The organism is Nonomuraea zeae (assembly GCF_005889725.1).
In the GTDB taxonomy this organism is placed as follows: domain Bacteria; phylum Actinomycetota; class Actinomycetes; order Streptosporangiales; family Streptosporangiaceae; genus Nonomuraea; species Nonomuraea zeae.
In genome coordinates this window covers 55,619-72,588 of the sequence record NZ_VCKX01000009.1, presented here as the reverse complement: position 1 = coordinate 72,588, position 16,970 = coordinate 55,619, and the positions used below count along the sequence as shown (strand labels likewise).

At 69.4% G+C, this 16,970-nt stretch carries 19 protein-coding genes; 6 read left to right on the top strand and 13 right to left on the bottom strand.

Going from position 1 to position 16,970, the window contains the following annotated elements:
- Positions 1–163: 163 nt before the first annotated feature.
- The 9 genes from ETD85_RS04900 to ETD85_RS04860 all read right to left on the bottom strand — a co-directional run bounded on the left by ETD85_RS04900 (position 164) and on the right by ETD85_RS04860 (position 10,279).
- Complete coding sequence (locus ETD85_RS04900) at positions 164–1,480, bottom strand: lipopolysaccharide biosynthesis protein (RefSeq protein WP_138688382.1); 1,317 nt, start codon at positions 1,478–1,480, stop codon at positions 164–166.
- Complete coding sequence (locus ETD85_RS04895) at positions 1,473–2,276, bottom strand: polysaccharide deacetylase family protein (protein ID WP_138688381.1); 804 nt, start codon at positions 2,274–2,276, stop codon at positions 1,473–1,475. The genes ETD85_RS04900 and ETD85_RS04895 overlap by 8 nt, the downstream gene beginning before the upstream one ends.
- Positions 2,273–3,214, bottom strand: coding sequence for a glycosyltransferase family 2 protein (locus ETD85_RS04890; RefSeq protein WP_138688380.1), 942 nt, complete (start codon positions 3,212–3,214; stop codon positions 2,273–2,275). Before ETD85_RS04890 ends, ETD85_RS04895 begins: the two co-directional genes overlap by 4 nt.
- A gap of 11 nt (positions 3,215–3,225) precedes the next feature.
- Positions 3,226–4,059: a glycosyltransferase family 2 protein gene (locus tag ETD85_RS04885; protein ID WP_138688379.1), complete on the bottom strand. Its 834-nt coding sequence runs from the start codon at positions 4,057–4,059 to the stop codon at positions 3,226–3,228.
- Positions 4,060–4,203: 144 nt separating this feature from the next.
- Entirely contained in the window at positions 4,204–5,334 is a 1,131-nt protein-coding gene (locus ETD85_RS04880; RefSeq protein WP_138688378.1) for a GNAT family N-acetyltransferase, read from the bottom strand.
- Complete coding sequence (locus ETD85_RS04875) at positions 5,331–5,699, bottom strand: hypothetical protein (RefSeq protein ID WP_138688377.1); 369 nt, start codon at positions 5,697–5,699, stop codon at positions 5,331–5,333. Before ETD85_RS04875 ends, ETD85_RS04880 begins: the two co-directional genes overlap by 4 nt.
- 295 nt (positions 5,700–5,994) lie before the next feature.
- Entirely contained in the window at positions 5,995–7,560 is a 1,566-nt protein-coding gene (locus tag ETD85_RS04870) for an RNA polymerase sigma factor (protein ID WP_170246500.1), read from the bottom strand.
- Positions 7,561–7,736: 176 nt separating this feature from the next.
- The gene (locus tag ETD85_RS04865; protein WP_240778963.1) at positions 7,737–9,509 is read right to left on the bottom strand and encodes a substrate-binding domain-containing protein; all 1,773 of its coding nucleotides are present in this window, start codon (positions 9,507–9,509) and stop codon (positions 7,737–7,739) included.
- A gap of 134 nt (positions 9,510–9,643) precedes the next feature.
- Positions 9,644–10,279 (bottom strand): cation diffusion facilitator family transporter, encoded by a 636-nt coding sequence (locus tag ETD85_RS04860; RefSeq protein ID WP_240778962.1) that lies wholly within the window; start codon positions 10,277–10,279, stop codon positions 9,644–9,646.
- A 120-nt stretch (positions 10,280–10,399) separates the two neighbouring features.
- On the opposite strand from ETD85_RS04860, the gene ETD85_RS04855 reads away from it, so the two are divergent.
- From ETD85_RS04855 to ETD85_RS04845, 3 genes are read left to right on the top strand one after another with little or no spacing between them, the layout of a single operon-like run.
- Positions 10,400–11,203 carry a DUF4184 family protein gene (locus ETD85_RS04855; protein ID WP_240778961.1) on the top strand — a complete coding sequence of 268 codons (804 nt, stop codon included), beginning with the start codon at positions 10,400–10,402 and terminating at the stop codon, positions 11,201–11,203.
- Positions 11,196–12,005, top strand: a complete 810-nt coding sequence (locus ETD85_RS04850) for a TrmH family RNA methyltransferase (protein WP_138688375.1) — start codon at positions 11,196–11,198, stop codon at positions 12,003–12,005. The genes ETD85_RS04855 and ETD85_RS04850 overlap by 8 nt, the downstream gene beginning before the upstream one ends.
- Before the next feature lie 55 nt (positions 12,006–12,060).
- On the top strand, positions 12,061–12,498 hold the full coding sequence (locus ETD85_RS04845; protein ID WP_138688374.1) for a group II truncated hemoglobin: 438 nt from the start codon (positions 12,061–12,063) through the stop codon (positions 12,496–12,498).
- Between the two features lie 3 nt (positions 12,499–12,501).
- On the opposite strand, the gene ETD85_RS04840 is transcribed toward ETD85_RS04845, so the two are convergent.
- A complete protein-coding gene (locus ETD85_RS04840) occupies positions 12,502–12,798 on the bottom strand; it encodes a hypothetical protein (protein WP_138688373.1) in 297 nt (98 codons plus the stop codon).
- A 113-nt stretch (positions 12,799–12,911) separates the two neighbouring features.
- Positions 12,912–13,958 (bottom strand): LacI family DNA-binding transcriptional regulator, encoded by a 1,047-nt coding sequence (locus ETD85_RS04835; protein ID WP_138688372.1) that lies wholly within the window; start codon positions 13,956–13,958, stop codon positions 12,912–12,914.
- A 72-nt stretch (positions 13,959–14,030) separates the two neighbouring features.
- Here ETD85_RS04835 and ETD85_RS04830 point away from each other — a divergent pair, with 72 nt between their 5' ends.
- Together ETD85_RS04830 and ETD85_RS04825 are read left to right on the top strand one after the other, a co-directional pair.
- Positions 14,031–14,210, top strand: coding sequence for a hypothetical protein (locus ETD85_RS04830; RefSeq protein ID WP_138688371.1), 180 nt, complete (start codon positions 14,031–14,033; stop codon positions 14,208–14,210).
- A 54-nt stretch (positions 14,211–14,264) separates the two neighbouring features.
- Positions 14,265–14,792 (top strand): hypothetical protein, encoded by a 528-nt coding sequence (locus ETD85_RS04825; protein WP_138688370.1) that lies wholly within the window; start codon positions 14,265–14,267, stop codon positions 14,790–14,792.
- Between the two features lie 291 nt (positions 14,793–15,083).
- Here the strand turns inward: ETD85_RS04825 and ETD85_RS04820 are convergent, their stop codons facing one another.
- Positions 15,084–15,929 (bottom strand): D-alanyl-D-alanine carboxypeptidase family protein, encoded by an 846-nt coding sequence (locus tag ETD85_RS04820; protein WP_240778960.1) that lies wholly within the window; start codon positions 15,927–15,929, stop codon positions 15,084–15,086.
- Positions 15,930–16,039: 110 nt separating this feature from the next.
- Between ETD85_RS04820 and ETD85_RS04815 the strand changes: the two genes are divergently transcribed.
- Positions 16,040–16,231 carry a YegP family protein gene (locus ETD85_RS04815; RefSeq protein ID WP_138688369.1) on the top strand — a complete coding sequence of 64 codons (192 nt, stop codon included), beginning with the start codon at positions 16,040–16,042 and terminating at the stop codon, positions 16,229–16,231.
- A 105-nt stretch (positions 16,232–16,336) separates the two neighbouring features.
- Here the strand turns inward: ETD85_RS04815 and ETD85_RS04810 are convergent, their stop codons facing one another.
- The gene (locus ETD85_RS04810; protein ID WP_138688412.1) at positions 16,337–16,864 is read right to left on the bottom strand and encodes a DedA family protein; all 528 of its coding nucleotides are present in this window, start codon (positions 16,862–16,864) and stop codon (positions 16,337–16,339) included.
- Positions 16,865–16,970: the final 106 nt, after the last annotated feature.

The following is a 16,970-nucleotide window of genomic DNA, read 5'->3' as shown; positions in this document are numbered from 1 at the left end:
GAGCCGGAGTCCTCCGGAGAGGACTCGAACGTCAGCTTCGGGATGACCCCGGTAGCTTCCGGATCGAAGGGCACGTCTGACTCCTCCTTGTCCCCGCGCACATCCGAGGATCCCGAGGTCCCCGTCGTCCTGCCATCGCCGTCCCGTTGCCTCACGTTGACCATCATGCGGCCCCGGACGACCCCTGGGTGACAGTCGGCGTCCCAGTATCGCCAAACTTGAGAATTTTACGTAGATTTCCGAAGATCAAAAGTGCCATCAGAAGCTCGCTGAAGAGCAGTCCGTACCCCACCGCGTTGACTCCGGCGAAGGGGAAGAGCCCCACAGTGGACACCAGCACCAGCACGGCGAGCCCGATCTGGACGATCGCCAGCGTCCGCGCCCTGCTCTGCGCCCGCAGGGCGCTCAGGTAGACCTCGATCAGCACCCGGGGCAGCACCGCCAGCGCCATCAGCCGCAGCAGGGTCGTGCCCTCGTCGGCGAACTCCGACCCGAAGATGGTCAGGATCAGCGGCGCCCCCAGGATCGCCACCACGATGATCGGAGTCACGATCATGAAGGCGCGCCGGAGCGCCCGCCGGCAGTTCAGGGCCAGTTTGGCACGATCGAAAGAGCCCTCGACGGTCAGCGACACCGCCATGTTCATGGCCAGCAGCTCGATCATGCTGGCCAGCGTGTGCGCCATCGAGAAGCGCCCGAACGTGGCCTCGCCCACCTGCGTGGCGACCACCACGGGCACCAGGTAGACGATCGCCAGGATCGACAGCGTCCCGGGGAAGTCCCCAGCTAGGAACCTTCCAATTTCGCGCAAGCGCGGCGGCTGGGCCACGACGTCGGTCTGCTTGACGTGCCTCGGCACCACCACGCCGAAGATCAGCCAGTTGACCGGGATCAGCGCGAGCGCGGTCGGGATGACCCAGGAGACGAAGATCCCGCCCGAGGGCAGCGCCCCCGCCATCGCGACCAGCAGGCCCATCTTGACCAGGCCGAAGACCAGGTTGTTCAGGGGTACGAACGTGGCCCTGCGCAGCCCGGTCAGCACGACGTCCTGCAGCGTGAAGACCGCCCACACCACCACGGAAGCCAGGAAGAACAGCCCGGGGCCGAACCCGGCCAGCACCGAGTACGTCTTCCCCCACATCGGCAGCGTCAGCAGGAACCCGAGGGCCGCGACCCCGCCCGTGGCGGCGGCCAGGCCGTACCCGCGCAGGATCAGCTCGGGCGTGCGCCGCCCGGCCAGCGGCAGGAAGCGGGCCAGCGCGCCCACGAAGCCCAGCGCGGTCAGCGACGCGAACAGCCGCATCGCCGTGATCACCGCCTGGCCGCGCCCGAACTCCTCGGGCGAGTAGTAGTGGGCGGCCAGCAGCCAGTAGCCCATGCCGAGCACGCCGGTGACGACGGTGTTCGCCATCAGCGCGTAGCCCTGCCGGAACAGCGGGTTACGCAGGTCGCGAAGGACCTTCGCCCAGACGCTAGACATTTCCGCGCACCCGCTGCAACCCGTACCTCGTCCTGCGCACGACCGCGTACCCCTTGGTGAGGATGCGCTCGCGCAGGTAGATGAGGGGTACGGCGTTGCCTTCGACGGCGCGCTTGAACATGTTGATGGTCGTGCCCTTGCCGACCGTCAACCGGGGGATGGCGAGCATGTCGTGCCGGTCCGCGGCGATGGTGTTGCTCACGGCGCAGGCGGCGAAATAGCCGGCCTTACGCACTTCGCGGCGTACGCGGGCGCTGGAGTATCCATAGGGGTAGGCCATGGTGGCGACCGGCGCACCGATCTTCTCCTCCAGCAGGCCCTTGTTCTTGCGCAGCTCCTGCCGGAGCTCTTCGAGCCGGAGCTGGTCGAGCTGGGGGTGGCTGTGGCTGTGGCCGCCGATCTCGATGCCGGTCTGGGCGGCCTCGCGGGCCTGGCCCCAGGACAGCATGTCGTCGAGCGGCCGGCCCGCGGCGTCCGCGCCGGCGTCGGCCACCCAGCCGCTGGTCAGGAAGACCGTGGCGGGGAAGTTGTAGCGTTCGAGCAGCGGCAGCGCGTGACCGTGGAAGTCCGCGTAGCCGTCGTCGAACGTGACCACGATCGGCTTCTCCGGCACCGAGCGGCCGTTGTTCTTGTTGAGCGAGGCCACCAGGTCGCCCAGCGTGAGCGGCGTGAAGCCGCTCTCGGAGAGATAGGCGAGCTGCTCGGCCAGGTCCGAGGGCCGCACCGAGTGCGGCTTGGTCTCGTCGTTCGGGCTGTCGGTGACCGAGTGGTACATGAGGATGGGGACCCGGATCATGATCGCTTCACCTTCAGACGTACCGAACCCACCACGTAGCCCCAGGTCGTCCAGGCCAGCCCGATCACGATCGCGGCGGCCCGGCCGAGCCCGCCGACGTCACCCCGGAGGGCCTCGCCGACCCCGCGCAGCGCGCCGAGCGGGAGCGTCTTGATCGCGTGCGCCCGCTCGCTGGCCAGCCCGTCCTGCGTGCCGACCTCCTGCGTCACCAGGGCCTTCGACAGCCCTTCCGCGTAACACCTGGACCGGAAGTAGGCGAAGCCCTCGCGCTGCTTGGACACCTTGTGCCCGATCACCGCGCGCGGCTCGAACAGCATGACCGAGCCCGGCTTGCGCTGGCTCAGCCTGATGCAGAACTCCGTCTCCTCACACCCCAGCGGGCGCGACTTGCGTCCCTGCACGCTGCGGCCGATGCCGCTGTGGAACCCGCCGACGTCGGACACGACCTCGCGCAGGAAGGCGGCGTTGCCGCCCATCACGTTGCGGATCGGCGCCCGGACCGCGGGCATGCCGCGGTAGGAGCACCCGACAGTCCAGTCGAACTCGTACGGGAACCACCGCGGCCTGCGCTTGGACGCCCACAGGGGGTCGGTCCGACCTCCGACGCCCACCACGCCGGGTTCCTGGAAGCCCTCCTCCAAAGCCTCCAGCCACCCGGCGTCGGCGACCGCGTCGTCGTCGAGAAAGGCGACAACCTCACCGTTGGCCGTGGCCACGCCGGTGTTCTTGCCCCCGGACAGCCCCTGCTCGTGCGTGTTCTCCACCACAATGGCCCGTGGATATTCACGCTTGAGCTTGAGGTGCAGCTCCGGGTTGTAGTCGACCACCAGGATCAGCTCGTGTGCCGGGCGCGTCTGGTTCTCGACCGACTCGACTGCCTGCCTGATGTCCTCCCACCGCTCCTCGGTGTAGACGCAGATGACAACAGACGTGTTCACAACGATCCTTCTTAAGCGACGCCTCGGTCAGCGGCGGGAGTGGCGGTGGGCTCAGGCTGTGCAGGAGAGGGCTGGCGACGCCACTCCTTCAGGATGGTCTTGAGCACACGGAAGCCATCTCGTACGGCGCGAAGGTTGCTCTCGCCGTGAATGCGGTTACGTTCGTGACTCGGCACCTCGTGCACCTTCAACCCGGCCTTGGCGGCACGCACGTTCATCAAAGTCTCCACCTCGAAGCCGTCGCAGTCGAGGTCGAGTACGTCGAGGTGGCGGGCCCAGAAGGCGTTGTAGCCGTAGCACAGGTCGGTGTACTGGGTGCGATACATGACATTGACGATCCCGGTGAGGACCTTGTTGCCAAGCCGCCGGTTGAGCGTCAGGTCGTCGCTGCCGCCGCCGGGGGCGTAACGGGTGCCCTTGACGAAGTCGGCACCGGTCACCAGCGCGCCCACGAACGAGATGATCTCGCGTCCGTCGGTCGAGCCGTCGGCGTCGATCATCACGATGATGTCGCTGGTGCACGCCGCGAAACCGGCGGCCAGGGCGTCGCCCTTGCCCTTGCCGGTCTGCGTCACGACCTTCACATTCGGGCGCAGCCGTCTGGCCACCGCCACGGTGTCGTCAGTGGAGTTGCCGTCGACGAGCACGATCTCGTCGACCCACTGCGGCAACGTGGCGAAGACGTGCGGCAGGTTCTCCGCCTCGTTCATCGCCGGCACGACCACGCTCACCGTCGGGGAAATGGCCAGGTGCGGGGTGACGGGCGTGAAGCTGGACGGTGGCGGCATGGATCGCAGGGGCGCGGCCTGGAGCTTGCCGTTGTGCTTGGTTATCTCGGGACTCATGGCGAGGGAAATCCTTCCGGGACCCCGCTCCGCGCTCCGGCCGGTGCCACCCCCGGGTGCTGCGGGAATGACGAAGCCGGTGAACAGTGCATCGAAGGGTCCTGTGGAGTGAGGGTGTGCTGTGGCCGGGGGGTGAGAGCGCGCTCAGCGTGCTCCCGTTGGTTCCTTGACTACTGAGTTGGGTGACTCTTGCTGCTGCATCGAGCTGCGCACCCGACCGAAGCCCTTGAGGACACGGTCAGCCGCTCTATAGAGAGACGGTCGATCCATGACAATTGTTCGGGCTTTGTTGAAAGGAGTTCGGCCCATCCAGTGAACCGCCGCCGTGGCGGAGGGTCGTGAGATGCGGCCTTCGGCGACGTACAGGACCCCGCTCTTGAGCCAGTCTTTGTACTCCTTGCCGCCCTTGCCCATGTCAACCATGTGCAGACCGTCCTTCGCGGCGGCCTCGGCCATCTGCAGATGATGGACGATGCCCGGCGAATAACGGCCGAACTCGGTGTCGTAGGCGGGGAACCACCCTACAAGCGTGGTGGCGGTACGGAGGCCGAAATGCCCAGCCACCGGTACGTCCCCGGCATAAAGCATGGTGAGGACGCCCGCGAAGTCCGATGACTTTTCGGCATGCATCATGTCCGTCAATTCGACGATCCACGGCTGGGCGAACCTGTCCACGCGGCCAGTTCTCCGATACTGGTCCGACTTCCACGCCAGCAGGGTGCGCAGCACCTCCGGATCGGCCGAAGCCCACTCGAAGCGCAACTCCCCCTGCTCCCGGCCGAGCTTGCGCTCCTTGTAGCGGACGGTCTTGAGGTTCTTCGGCGAGTTGGACTTGACCTGCTCGATCCAGGCTTCGTACCCGGCGGTGAAGTCCATGACCGGCGCCGGCCGGACGTCGGCCTCGTAGGGCGCGAACGTCGGCTGCCCCGCCACCAGGTGGTCGAAGTCGAACACGCTGAGCTTGCACGCCCGCAGCAGAGCCTTCGCGTCCAGCTGAAGCTCGGGGATCGAGATCAAACCGTGACACGTAGTGAGGAAGCCGCCGAGCGGCTTCCCGATGCCGAAACTGTGCCGCTCGTACGGGAAGAATCCCGCGATGCCGTTTCCGTCGGAGATGACCGCCACCCTCACGTAATCGCGCAAGCGGTCCATCGCGACGGCGAATTCCACCGACAGGAACGGGTTGTCCAGACTGGGGTCTGCCTTCTGCAGCTCTCGCCAGCGTGCGCGTTCGGAGTCTCCGAGGTCTCTCGGCCGAACTACCTGGATGTTCACCTTGCCCTGGCCCCCTGTTCGGTCTGCATGCTCTTCCCCCGGTACAACACGCGAAGCACGTACATGAACCCTCCGAGCACGGCGACCGTCGCCACACCCGCCCTGGGAGACCACGCGTTGAACAGCAGCATGGCCTGGGCGAGGAGCACGTTCAGTACGAGGCTTGCCGCAGCTCCTACTGATAGTGCGGCAAGGGGATCACGATCACGCAACAGTCCCACAACTGCCGCCCCTGGCACGACCAGAAGGAACAGAGAGATCAAGAACGGGCGCAGTGGCGTCTCTATGTCGAACAGCGCCACGGCCGCCCCCGCTATGCATGCGAGCGCCAGCAGCCATGCCAGCGCTCTGCGGTGCTTGAGCATCTCCTGTTTCTCTCCTGCTCTTACTGGTTGCGGCGCGATCGATCGCCAGTTCATGGGACCAATCCGCGCCTGGACACGTCAATGCCGACGCTTGGCGACGCACTCCGGTTTACCGCAGGAAGAGATTTCTTGTGTGACCTTCAACACAAGGTCAAGTGGTCTCTAACCCCGACGCGGTCCCCAAGCACACCAGAATGCCCTATGTGGCCTAGGATCTTCGAGTCAGGGTCCGATTTATACCCATTTGTCGATCAAAACTGTGGATCTACTGTGAGTTGAGAGCTGCTTTGCACTCTCACTCTCCCAGAGCCTCTGTTTGCTCGTGGTTAACGGACGAGGTCTCCGCCCCGGTGGGCGTCTCGCTCGGGTCGGTGGAGGGCGTCGGCTGGTCGGACGGCGGCTCGGAGCTCTGCGGATCGCGGCCGTCCCAGGACAGCGAGCAGGTGGCCGGGCCGGCGTTCGAGGTGATGGAGACGCGGCCGCTGCCGGAGCCGTTCGGGTCCACGACCGTGACCCAGACCGTCACCGAGCCGCCGGCCTTGATCGACCCGCTCGCCGGGAACACGTCCAGCCCCTCGGCTGCCGTCGCCACCCAGGACACCGAGGCGTTGCGAGCGCTCAGCCCGATCTTGGCCGCGCCGTCGATCGCGCGCGGGCACGCGGCGGCGAGCCGGGCTCCCGGCACGGGCCTGCGGCGGGTCGCCGTGGGCACGGCGGCCGGCTTCGTGCTCGGCCGCGTGGCGGCGGGCCGCCCGCCCGGCGAGACCCGGTCCGACGGGGTGCGGCTCGGGGCCGGCGTGGGCTCCGGCGTGGCCTCGCCCGTGTCGAGCACCGGCTCCGGCGTCGGGCTCGGGTCCGTGCCCGAGGACGTGGGGGTGGCCGAAGGGCGCAGCGCGGTGCTGTCGGAGGCGTCGCGGCCGTTGATCACGACCATGGCGCCCGTCGCGGCCAGCACGCACACGCCCGCCAGCACCACCGGGGCCAGCCGGCGCGGCCTGCGCCGACGGGACCGGGGCTCGACGGCGACGGGGAATCCGGACCTGTCGAAGCTGTCGCCGCGATCGGTGATCAGGGTGCGGGTCTGGTCGCGTTCGGGATTGACGCACGTGTCAACGACCCGGCGGCGCAGGGAGATCGGGGGGTACGCGATCGGCACCATGTTCAGCAGCCGCCCGGCCGACACCTGGCGGTGGCGTCCCTCCGTGCACACCTCGCAGCCGCCGATGTGCCCAGACAGCCGGCGCCGCAGCAGCGGGGTGAGCGGGCCCTCCCACGAGTCCACCATCGCCGACAGGTCGGGGCAGTGCGCCCGTCCCGTCCTGGCCAGCACCACGGCCGCGGCGGCGTTCTCCAGGAGGTCGCGAGCCCGGCCGAGCCGGGCGGCGGCCTGGCGCGAGGTCAGCCCGAGCACCGCGCCGACCTCGGACGGCGTCAGGCCGTGCCGCGTCGAGAGCTCAAGCACCTCGCGCTCGTTGCGGCTCAGCTCGCCGAGCGTCTCGCGGACGAGATCGGCCAGCTCCGGGTCCTCCTGCTCGTCCAGCTCCGGCAGCGGCATGCCGTGGGCGGGGGTCCCGCTCCTGTGGGCCATCCTGGCCCGCACCTGGAACCTGGTGAGCGCGTACAGCCAGGCCCGCAGCCTGGCCGGCTCCTTCAGCCGCTGCACGCACCCCTGCGCCGTGACCAGCGCGTCGTGTACGGCGTCCGCCGCCAGATCCCGCTGCCCGGCCAGGGAGCAGGCGTAGTCGTGCAGCCGCTCGGCATAGGAGTCGTAGAGCCTGGCCGGCGCATCGGCATCGACCCGCCGCAGCGCCTCGACCAGCTCGTGATCGTCAGCGCGATCGACCGTCGGCCATCCGGGCACGGATTCCCTCCCCGCAGGTAGGACAGGCACTCAAGCCCCACGCGGAGAGGACGCGGCCTCATCCGGCCAGGTTCGCCCCCCATACCCAACCGGCATGTTGCGCGTTCAATGGCCTCCGCTCCGCGCAGGCGGGCTCGGTCGCCCAACGCCGCCGTCTTCCCCCGCTCTGGTTGGACTCAGCCGTCGCAGTTGGGGGAGCAGAGGCGGCGTTCCATGCCCTGGAGGAAGAAGTCGCGGACCTGGAGGACGTTCTTGGCGATGTACGCCTCGCCGCCCGTGGCCTTGGCCAGCGCGTCCATCTGCTGCTTGCCCTGCTCGGCCTCAGGACCGAACGCGATGAGCAGGATGCTGATGGGCCGCTTCGGGTTGTAGGTCTTCTTCAGGAACTGCAGCAGCTCGCCGTTCTTGACGCCGCCGTCAGGATCGTCGTTGCCCGCGCCGTCCGTCAGGATCAGCAGCGTGTTGATCTTGTCTTCCTGGTACGACTTCGTGAGCTGCGCGTAAGCCGCCTTGACCGTGTCGTTCAGCCCCGTGTCGCCGGTGGCCTTGGCCTGGATCTGGGAGAACGTCCTGGCCAGGACCTCCTTGCGGAGCGCCCCGTCGATCGACTCGCTCAGCGGGCCGACGGAGACGAGCTCCTTCCAGTCCCTGCCCTGCCCGTTCAGATGCGTCGAGAACGTCCACAACCCCATCTCGGAGCCGGCCGGGAAGAGCCCCAACCCCTCCGTGGCGATCTTGTTGATCGCCTGCATGCGGGTCATGTTCGTGCCGGGCACGGGCAGCGCCATCGTCCCCGAGACGTCGAGCAGGGTCAGCAGCCGGGTGCCGAGGTTCAGCCTCGACCAGGTCTGCACCATCCGGGCCACGGTCGCGCCGTCCGGCGGCTCGAGGGCCTGCGGCGTGTCGGGCACGAACCCCTTGTCCTTGGACAGCGCGTCGCCCGCCTTGCCGTCCGAGCTGCGGAACCCGGCCGCGCGCAGCGTCTTCTTGGCCGACTCCGTGGCGAGGTCCTGCTTGAAGTCCGTGGCCGCCTTGAGCACCGCCGGGTCCTTGGTGAGGACCGTGACCGGGTAGTCGAGGCTGAGCGTGCCCTCCTTCGGATAGAGGGCGACGACCGGAGCCTCCGGCTTCTTGGTGTTGTGGGCGTAGATGGCCTGCTCGGAGGTGACACCGATCGGGACCTTGCTGCCCGACTTCACGGTGAGGCTGGCCAGCAGCGCCGTCGAGTCGGACGCCATCTGCCCCGACAGCTCCTTGAGCGCTCCCACCAGCGCCTTGTCCTGCCCCGCCTCCTTGGCGCTGCCGGCCGCGGCCAGCAGCGCGGCCAGGCCGGCGGAGTTCTTCTGCGGGTCGAGGGCGAGCACCCGGACTTTCCTGCCGGGTCCGTCCACGTTGGCCACGTTCGCCGCCGCGATCATGTTGACCCAGCTCGGCTGGAGGGAGTCGGCCAGCTTGGCCGCCGCCGACTTGGCCGCGGCCAGCACCACCGGCGAGGTGGCGATCGAGCCCTCCACCTCCGGCAGCGCCTGGCCGGCCGGGGTCTTGCGGATGCTCTCCAGGAGCAGGCTGGAGTCGGCCACCCAGAAGTCGGCGGTGACCTTGCCGGCCGCCAGCCCGTTCGCGGTCCTGGCCGCCGCCTCCTTGGCCACCGTCACCTCGACGCACTTGCTGTCGATGGAGTGCATGGCCTTGTTGTAGTTGCCGGCGATCTTGTTGAGCGCGGGCTGGATGTCCGGGGTCGCGACGACGCGCAGCGGCAGCTTGCCGCCCGAGCAGTCATGGTCGCGGTTGAAGATGACGAACGCGGCGACGCCGAGCAGGACGGCCAGCGCGACGGCTCCCGCCAGCGGGACGAGCACCCTGCCGCGGCCGCGGCTGGGCCGTCTGCGAGGGGCGGGCTCGTTCGCCCGGTATCCGCCGTCGAGCTCGTCTGTGCGATGTCGCCCCACGATGTCCTCTTCGGTGTGTTGAGACCTTTCGGAGACCCTAGCGGGAGATGCTCCGCAATACTCCGGGAACGATACTCGGTGCGGTCAGTGTGGCAAAACAGCCCTTTTGGTGCGGTGATTACTCTATGTTGCCTTCAGTGGCAGCATGCGTGACCACGCCACGCGCGCTTTCCCTCCCGTACGGCCACCACCGCCAGCGCCACCGCCACCACCGGATCCACCCACCACCAGCCCACGGTGTTGGCCCACAGCCCGGCGAGGACGCCCGCGGCCATGGCCGCGCAGATGAGATTCTGCGTCCCCTCGCCCGAGGTGGCGGCAGAGGCCAGCCGCACGCCGAGCCGGCGCTTGGCCACCCCCAGTACCGGCATGCTGACCAGGCTGAACGCCGTCACCACGATCCCCAGCACGCTCGGCACGGCCCGGTGCCCCGCGTCCAGATCGTGGATGACGTGGATGACGAGGTAGGGGGCGAGCAGCCAGAAGCTGATCGCGACCGCCCGCCTGGCGGTCGCCTCCGCGTCCGGCGAGAGCGTGCGCTTGCCGGTGAAGCGCCACATCACGATCAGGCTCGCCGCCGCCTCCACGAACGCCGACAGCCCCCACCCGATCAACGCCACCGAATGCGCCGCCAGCCCGGCGGCCAGGCCGAGCGTGCTCTCCACGGTGAGCCAGACCAGGGTGACGGCGGAGAGCGTGCGGGCCGTGCGCGCCGCGCGCAGCCAGTCGGCTGACGCGGCCGGATGCTCATGAATCCGCTGATCAGGCACCGTGAACCCCCGAACTCCCGGCAATCCGGCCGTCGACAGCGATACGTACCGTACCCATTACTCACAGTGACTCTAGAGCGCCTCGGCAAAGGATGGTCAAGCTTCACCCGATAATGAGCGGTGATCACCCAGTTGATCACCAGGGGAGGGGTCGTGCCGTTCACGCCTAGCCATATCGCCGCGGTGTTGCCGCTGGCGTCGTCGCCGCGCGTGCGCAGATTCCTCGACCCCTGGGCGCTCGCGCTGGGGGCGATGGTCCCCGACCTGCCGATCTTCCTGCCGTTCCTGCCCGACTACGGGAACTGGCACTCCTGGCTCGGTGTGCTCACCATCGACCTGGCCGCCGTGCTGCTGCTGTTGCCGCTGTTCCACGGCGTCTTCAGAGACCCGCTGATCTCCTTGCTGCCGCCCTCGCTGGCCGGCCGCGCCGCGCTGCTGGCGCCCGACCGGCTCAGATTCCTGCCCATGGCGGCAGGCGGCGTGCTCGGCGCCGCCACGCACGTCCTGTGGGACTCCTTCACGCATTCCACGGGCCCGGTGGAGTGGGGTGACTGGCTGAGCGTCTCCGTCTTCGGCGTGATCAGCCTTTTCCGGTTCCTGCAGTACGCCTCGTCCGTGATCGGGCTGGCCGTCGTGCTCTGGTGGGGCTGGCGAGGGTTGTCCGGGATGGCGGCGGCGGCCGTACCGGACCGGTTGCGCATCTCGCCGCGCGTGCGCTGGACGGTCATGGCGGCCGGGTCGGCCGGCATCGTGGCGGGCGCGTTCCTGTGGCCGCTCGTGGACGAGCCCAGCCCCGCGCTGGGCCTGCCGAGCGTGATCACCAAGACGGGCGCGGGCACGGTGATCGGCCTGTGCCTGGTGCTCACCTGCTACGCGGCGGTCTGGCAGGTCAGGCGGCGCATGGCAGTATCGGAAGGTGCTTGAGTACGTAACCGGCGCCGACGACCCGCGCCTTTCCGACTACACCCGGCTGCGGGACGTGGAGCTGCGCAAGAGCCTGGAGGCCGAGCGCGGGCTGTTCCTCGCCGAGGGCGAGAAGGTGATCAGGCGGGCGATCGGCGCGGGCTACCCGATCCGCTCGGTCCTGACCACGCACCGCTGGCTGGCCGCGCTGGCGGACGTGCTCGGGGACGCGACCGTGTACGTGGTGAGCGACGAGGTCATGGCCGGCATCGCGGGCTTCCAGATCCACCGCGGCGCCCTGGCCTCGATGGAACGCCTGCCGCTGCCCTCGGTCGAAGGGCTGCTGGCCGGGGGAGCGGGGCGGCTGCTGGTCCTGGAGGACCTGGTCGACCACGGCAATGTTGGCGCGATCTTCAGATGCGCCGCCGCGCTGGGCGTGGCCGGCATCGTCCTGTCACCCCGGTGCGCCGACCCGCTCTACCGGCGGTCGGTGAAGGTGTCCATGGGCGCGGTGTTCTCGATCCCGTACGCCCGGATGGACGGCTGGTTCGAAGGGCTGACGGAGCTGCGGAAGGCGGGCTTCCAGACGCTGGCGCTGACCCCCGACCAGGCGGCCACCCCCTTGGACGCCGTCGAGCTGGGAGAGCGCGTGGCGCTGCTGCTGGGCTCGGAGGGCGACGGGCTCTCGTCCCACTGGCTGGAGGAGGCGGACCGGGCGGTGTGCATCCCGATGAGCGCGGCGGCGATGGCGGCGGGCGTCGACTCGCTCAACGTGGTGGCCGCCGCCGCGATCGCGTGCCACGGCCTGATGCGATCGAGATAGCTCACCCGGCCGCCAGGTCTGGTACGGCTTCCCGCAGGCATGTAATGCTGTAATCATGGAGACGTTATTCGAGCACGCGGGCGGCGAAGAGGGCTTACGCAGGTTCATCGAGGTCTTCTACCGCAGCGTCCTGGCCGACCCGCTCCTCCAGCCCCTCTTCGGCGCGGGCAAGGCGAGCCACGTCGGCCATCTGACCGCCTTCACGGCCGAGACCTTCGGCGGTCCCGACACCTTCTCCAAGGAGATGGGCGGCTTCCCGGCGCTGATCGACGCGCACCGGGGCCTGAAGATCGAGGAGGCGCAGCGGCAGCGGTTCGTCGAGCTGTATCTGGCGGCCGCCGACACGGCCGGGCTGCCCGCCGACGACGCCTTCAGAGCGGCGTTGCGCTCTCATGTGGAGTTCGGCACGGAGGTGGCCGTGCAGAACTCACACGCGGAGACCGACGATCAACTCCATCCCCTCCGGGAGGTGCCCCGCTGGGAATGGGAGTAGGTCTCAGGGCTGATCGTTGATGAGCCAGTCGGGATAGGCGTCGATGTCCTCGCTGACCGGTTGCCGGCTGATCGGGGCATGACGGTCGACGTCCCTGATGTGCAGTTCGAGGGCCGGGGCCTGCTGCTCGGTCGTGATGAGCGTGAGCTGCCAGGTGGTCCTGTCGTGGGGTGCGGCCGGTTGGGCCACTTCGGTCAGGTCGATCGAGGTCGCCAGTCCTGACCTGAGGATGCCGTGTGCCAGCTCAGCGGCCTTCTCGTGGCCCTCGATCGTCGTTCGGACCTCGATGAATTCCGTCATGAGGTTGTCCTTTAGGAGGGAAGTGAGCCTCACACTATCCACGGAAGGCCGAAGCGAACCTGCTTCCCGGCCGTAATTTGGCCGAGTGGTGGTGCGGGCGGCCGGACCACAGGTCAGGCAGGTGGAGCGGTGGACGTACGGATGATCAGCTCGTGCGGGAACAGCCGCCGCTCCGGCTGCGTGGCGCCCCCTGACAGCAGCAGCCGGCCGGCCGCCTCCCCGATCTCCTGTTTGGCCTGCCTGATCGTGGTGAGCCCCGCCTCCTCGGCCGCGCTGTCGGAGAAGCCCACCACCGACAGGTCCGCGGGCACGTCGAGGCCCAGGTCGGCGGCGGCGTCGAGAATGCCCAGCGCCAGCACGTCGGTGTTGGTCAGGATCGCGGTGGGCCGCGGCTCGCGCCCTAGCAGCGCGTGTCCCGCCTTGCGCCCGGCCTCGCGGGAGTTGCGGGCCAGCTCGTAGAACGGCACCCCGTCCCAGTCGAGCCCCGCCTCCTCGCAGGCGCGCTGGTAGCCGCCGCGCCGCGCGCGCATGGCCTCGAACACCGCGCCGGCCTGCCGGTCCTTACCGGCCCAGCCGGTGTAGCCGTCTTCGTTGAGCCCCACCATGGCCACGCCCACCCGCCGGTGCCCGAGCTCCAGCACGTGCCGCGCGGCCGCGGCCCCCGCCGCCGGCTCGTCGATGCCCACGAACGGATGCCCCGGCACGTACGGCTCGTCCACCACCACGACGGGGAGCTTCCTGGCCAGCACCTCGGCCAGCGCCGGATGCCCGTCGGGCAGCGACACCACGCAGAACGCGTCCACCACCGCGTCCCTGACCGTCTCGCTGCGCCGGTCGCCGTGCGGCAGCGGCAGGATGAGCAGGCCCACGCCCGCCTCCTCGGCCGCCGTGGCCAGCCCCTGGAAGAACCCGAGCGCGTACGGGTCGGCGAACGCGTACGCCAGCGTCTCGCTGAACAGCAGCCCCAGCGCGCCCGCCCGCCCGAGGCGCAGCGAGCGCGCGGTCGGGTTGGGGCCGGCGTAGCCCAGTTCGTCGGCCACCTCCAGAATTCGCCGCCGCATCCCGTCGCTGAGCTGGTCGGGCCGGGAGAAGGCGTAGGACACGGTGGCCCGTGACACGCCGAGCCTGTCGGCGATCGTCTGCAGCGTGACCTTGGCCATGGCCCAACCGTACCGAACGCCTTGCCCGCAGCTTCTTAATTGATTAAGGTCTTAATGGATTAAGGAGGAGTTATGGACGCCATGCAAGTCCTCGCACACCAGACGGCGATGGGTTACCGGGGGTCGCTGGACGAAGCGCTGCCGGGCGCGCCGCGCCGGCCGCACCGGGAGAGGGGCGTGGTCCGGGTACGTCTCGCGCATTCGCTCAGGTGGACCGCCGACCGGCTGGACCCGGTGTGCCGTACGGCGTGATGCTGCACAATGTGACGCGTCGATTACGGGGAGCAAGTCGGTTCTGGGGGTCCCATGCTCGTGGCCTGGATCATCGCAGCGGCGGCCACGGCGGTGCCGCCGGTCCATGCCGCCCCGCCGCCGGCCGCGCTGACCTGCGCGGTCGCGACCCCGTCAGGCCGGCCGCTGGCCTTCGCCCCCAGGGTCGGCCTCACGCCGCGCGACGTCGCCGTCCGGGGCAACCTCCAGCTCACCGGCTGCGCGTCCCCTGATGGGTCGGCCCCGCAGCTCCGCTCGGGCTGGGTGAGCGTGCAGGCCACCGCGCAGGTGTCGTGCGCCAGCGCACGCCAGGTGCGCGGCACGGCCGTCATCACCTGGTTCGGCGCGGCCGGCCGCCCGCTCGGCACCTCGAAGCTGCGCATCAGGGCCGACCGCCTGGCCACCCAGCATCCGGCGGACGCCCTGCTCACCGGCCGCGTCGCCGCGGGCCCCCTGACGAACGAGCGGGTCCGCGGCGGCATCAGCCCCGCCACGGCCATCCTCGGCTGCGCCACCCGCGGCATGAGCACCCTCCCGGGCAGCGGCCGCATCACCTTCGGCTGACCACGCCCCACCCTCGGCCCGACCGCGCCCCACCGCCGGCCCGACCGCGCCCACTTTCGATCGGCGGCCCCACTTTCGGTCGGCGGCTCCACTTCGGCCAGCCGTAGCACTCTCGGCCGGCCGTCCCGCTTCCGGCCGGCCGTCCCGCTTTCGGTCGGCCGCATCGCTTCCGGCTGGCCGCACCGCGGAGGCCGGTCGGGGTGGGCGGTCCACTGCGGCCGAGCTGGGATGCCCGGGCTGTGGTGACCGGGCTGTGGTGACCGGGCTGTGGTGACCGGGTGGGAGGCTGGGTCAGCCGAGGGCGATCTGCTCCTCGGCGTAGTCGAGCAGCTGCTCGGCCGTGCTGAAGCGACGCTCGTTCTGGTCGCCGAGCAGCACCCCCACGACCTCCCTGCCGCCGCGCTCCCCGGCGAACAGCAGGCAGTAGCCGGCCGCCCTGGTGTAGCCCGTCTTCACCCCGAGCACCCCGTCCGCGCGGGTGAGCAGTTTGTTGGAGTTGGTCCAGGTGTGCGCCCGGTGCACCGACGACTTGGCCACCTTGTGCACCTTGCTCCCGACCACGGTCTTGAACGTGTCGCTCGCCAGCGCCCGCTGTGCCAGCCTGACCTGGTCGACGGCCGTGGAGTAGCCGCCGCTGCCGGGCGTCGGCAGGCCGTCGGGGTTGGTGTAGCGGGTGTCGGCCAGGCCGAGCGAGCGCGCGGTGCGGTTCATCTTGGCCACGAACGCCGTTTTGCCCGGCCCGTACCGCCGGGCCAGCGCGTTGGCCGCGTCCGCACCCGACGGCAGCATGAGACCGTACAGCAGGTCCCTGACCGTGAGGCGCTCGCCCTTCTTCAGCGCCGCAGTGGTGGCGCCGTTGCTGGTCGCGTGGCTGACGTCGGCCGCGGTGATCGTGATCGTGTCGCTCAGGCTGGCCTCGCGCAGCACGACGTACGCGGTCATGACCTTGACCAGGCTGGCCACGGGAAGCCGGCGCGTTTCCCGCTTGCCGAGGTGGACCGTTCCGGTGGAATCGATCAGGTACGCCGACTTGGCCCCCACCGCCGGCGCGTCCGCGGCCTGCGCGGCCGTGGCGGGGGAGGAGACCCCGACAACCAGCGCGAGGACGGCAGAGCTAATGAAACCCCCAATATGCATGGCAAACATGTTGTCAGGAGATCAAGGGTTCGTTTGCCGAACGCGGCCATAAGGCACCATCAGATAGGGGTAAATCAATCATAGATCCGATATGGCCGGGGCGGTTGGTTATGGCAGGCAGGTTCGTCATCAGCGAAGACGGGCGCGGCGGGTTCCGTTTCGCGCTCATCGCGAACAACGGGCAGACGCTCGCGATCGGCGAGGGTTTCCCGAGCAAGGTCGCCTGCGTGAACGGCATCGAGACCGTCCGCAGGAACGCGCCCGAGGCCACGATCGACGACCAGAGCGAGCAGAGCGGCTAGGGCGAGCGGCACGGCTAGGGCGAGCGGCACGGTCAGAGCGGCCAGGGCGGGCAAAAGGCGGGAGCGGCCAGGGCGGCGAAAAGGCCGGAGCGGCCGGGTTGCCGGTCAGGAGGCCAGGGCGTTCTCCTCGGCCGTGCGCTTCTTGCGCCTGCGCCGCATCACGAGCCACGCGACACCGGCGACCGCCAGCACGGCCACCACCGCCGCCGTGACGGGCGACCGCGCGGCCAGCTCCAGCCAGCCCCAGACGAGCGCCGTCAGGCCGAACCACCAGATCGGCGCCCAGGTCAGGCAGCCCAGCGCGCTGGCGACCACGTACCAGGGATAGGACACCCGCAGCGCCCCCGCCACCCACGGCAGCGTGTGCCGCAGCATGGGCACCCAGAAGCACCCGTAGACGGCCAGCGCCCCCCACCGCTCCACCACGTGCTCGATCTTGGCGATCCGCTCGCGGCCCAGCTTGACGCCGATGCGCGAGTCGTACATGCGCTCGCCCAGCTTGCGGCCGACCCAGTAGTAGACCTGGAACGCCCCGAACAGGGCGAGGATCAGGACGGCGCCCACCAGCCAGTAGGGCAGCCCGAGCCAGAACGGATCCGCCGGGGCCGGGACCGCGATCATCACATGCCGCATCTGCCGGCCCACCACCCCTCCGTGACCTTAGGTCAGCCTTACCTTAATTCATCGTCGCAAGTCTTTGCCACACCGGGTTGCAAGCCGCCCGGCAAAAGGTGCAACC

What these genes read in the sequence shown, in the direction of transcription:
- ETD85_RS04845 (WP_138688374.1), top strand. Translation starts at nt 12,061, where the DNA reads ATGGAGACGTTATTCGAGCACGCGGGCGGCGAAGAGGGCTTACGCAGG.
- ETD85_RS04900 (WP_138688382.1), bottom strand. Translation starts at nt 1,480, where the DNA reads ATGTCTAGCGTCTGGGCGAAGGTCCTTCGCGACCTGCGTAACCCGCTG.
- ETD85_RS04815 (WP_138688369.1), top strand. Translation starts at nt 16,040, where the DNA reads ATGGCAGGCAGGTTCGTCATCAGCGAAGACGGGCGCGGCGGGTTCCGT.
- ETD85_RS04840 (WP_138688373.1), bottom strand. Translation starts at nt 12,798, where the DNA reads ATGACGGAATTCATCGAGGTCCGAACGACGATCGAGGGCCACGAGAAG.
- ETD85_RS04830 (WP_138688371.1), top strand. Translation starts at nt 14,031, where the DNA reads ATGGACGCCATGCAAGTCCTCGCACACCAGACGGCGATGGGTTACCGG.
- ETD85_RS04885 (WP_138688379.1), bottom strand. Translation starts at nt 4,059, where the DNA reads ATGAGTCCCGAGATAACCAAGCACAACGGCAAGCTCCAGGCCGCGCCC.
- ETD85_RS04895 (WP_138688381.1), bottom strand. Translation starts at nt 2,276, where the DNA reads ATGATCCGGGTCCCCATCCTCATGTACCACTCGGTCACCGACAGCCCG.
- ETD85_RS04835 (WP_138688372.1), bottom strand. Translation starts at nt 13,958, where the DNA reads ATGGCCAAGGTCACGCTGCAGACGATCGCCGACAGGCTCGGCGTGTCA.
- ETD85_RS04820 (WP_240778960.1), bottom strand. Translation starts at nt 15,929, where the DNA reads ATGCATATTGGGGGTTTCATTAGCTCTGCCGTCCTCGCGCTGGTTGTC.
- ETD85_RS04875 (WP_138688377.1), bottom strand. Translation starts at nt 5,699, where the DNA reads ATGCTCAAGCACCGCAGAGCGCTGGCATGGCTGCTGGCGCTCGCATGC.
- ETD85_RS04810 (WP_138688412.1), bottom strand. Translation starts at nt 16,864, where the DNA reads ATGCGGCATGTGATGATCGCGGTCCCGGCCCCGGCGGATCCGTTCTGG.
- ETD85_RS04825 (WP_138688370.1), top strand. Translation starts at nt 14,265, where the DNA reads ATGCTCGTGGCCTGGATCATCGCAGCGGCGGCCACGGCGGTGCCGCCG.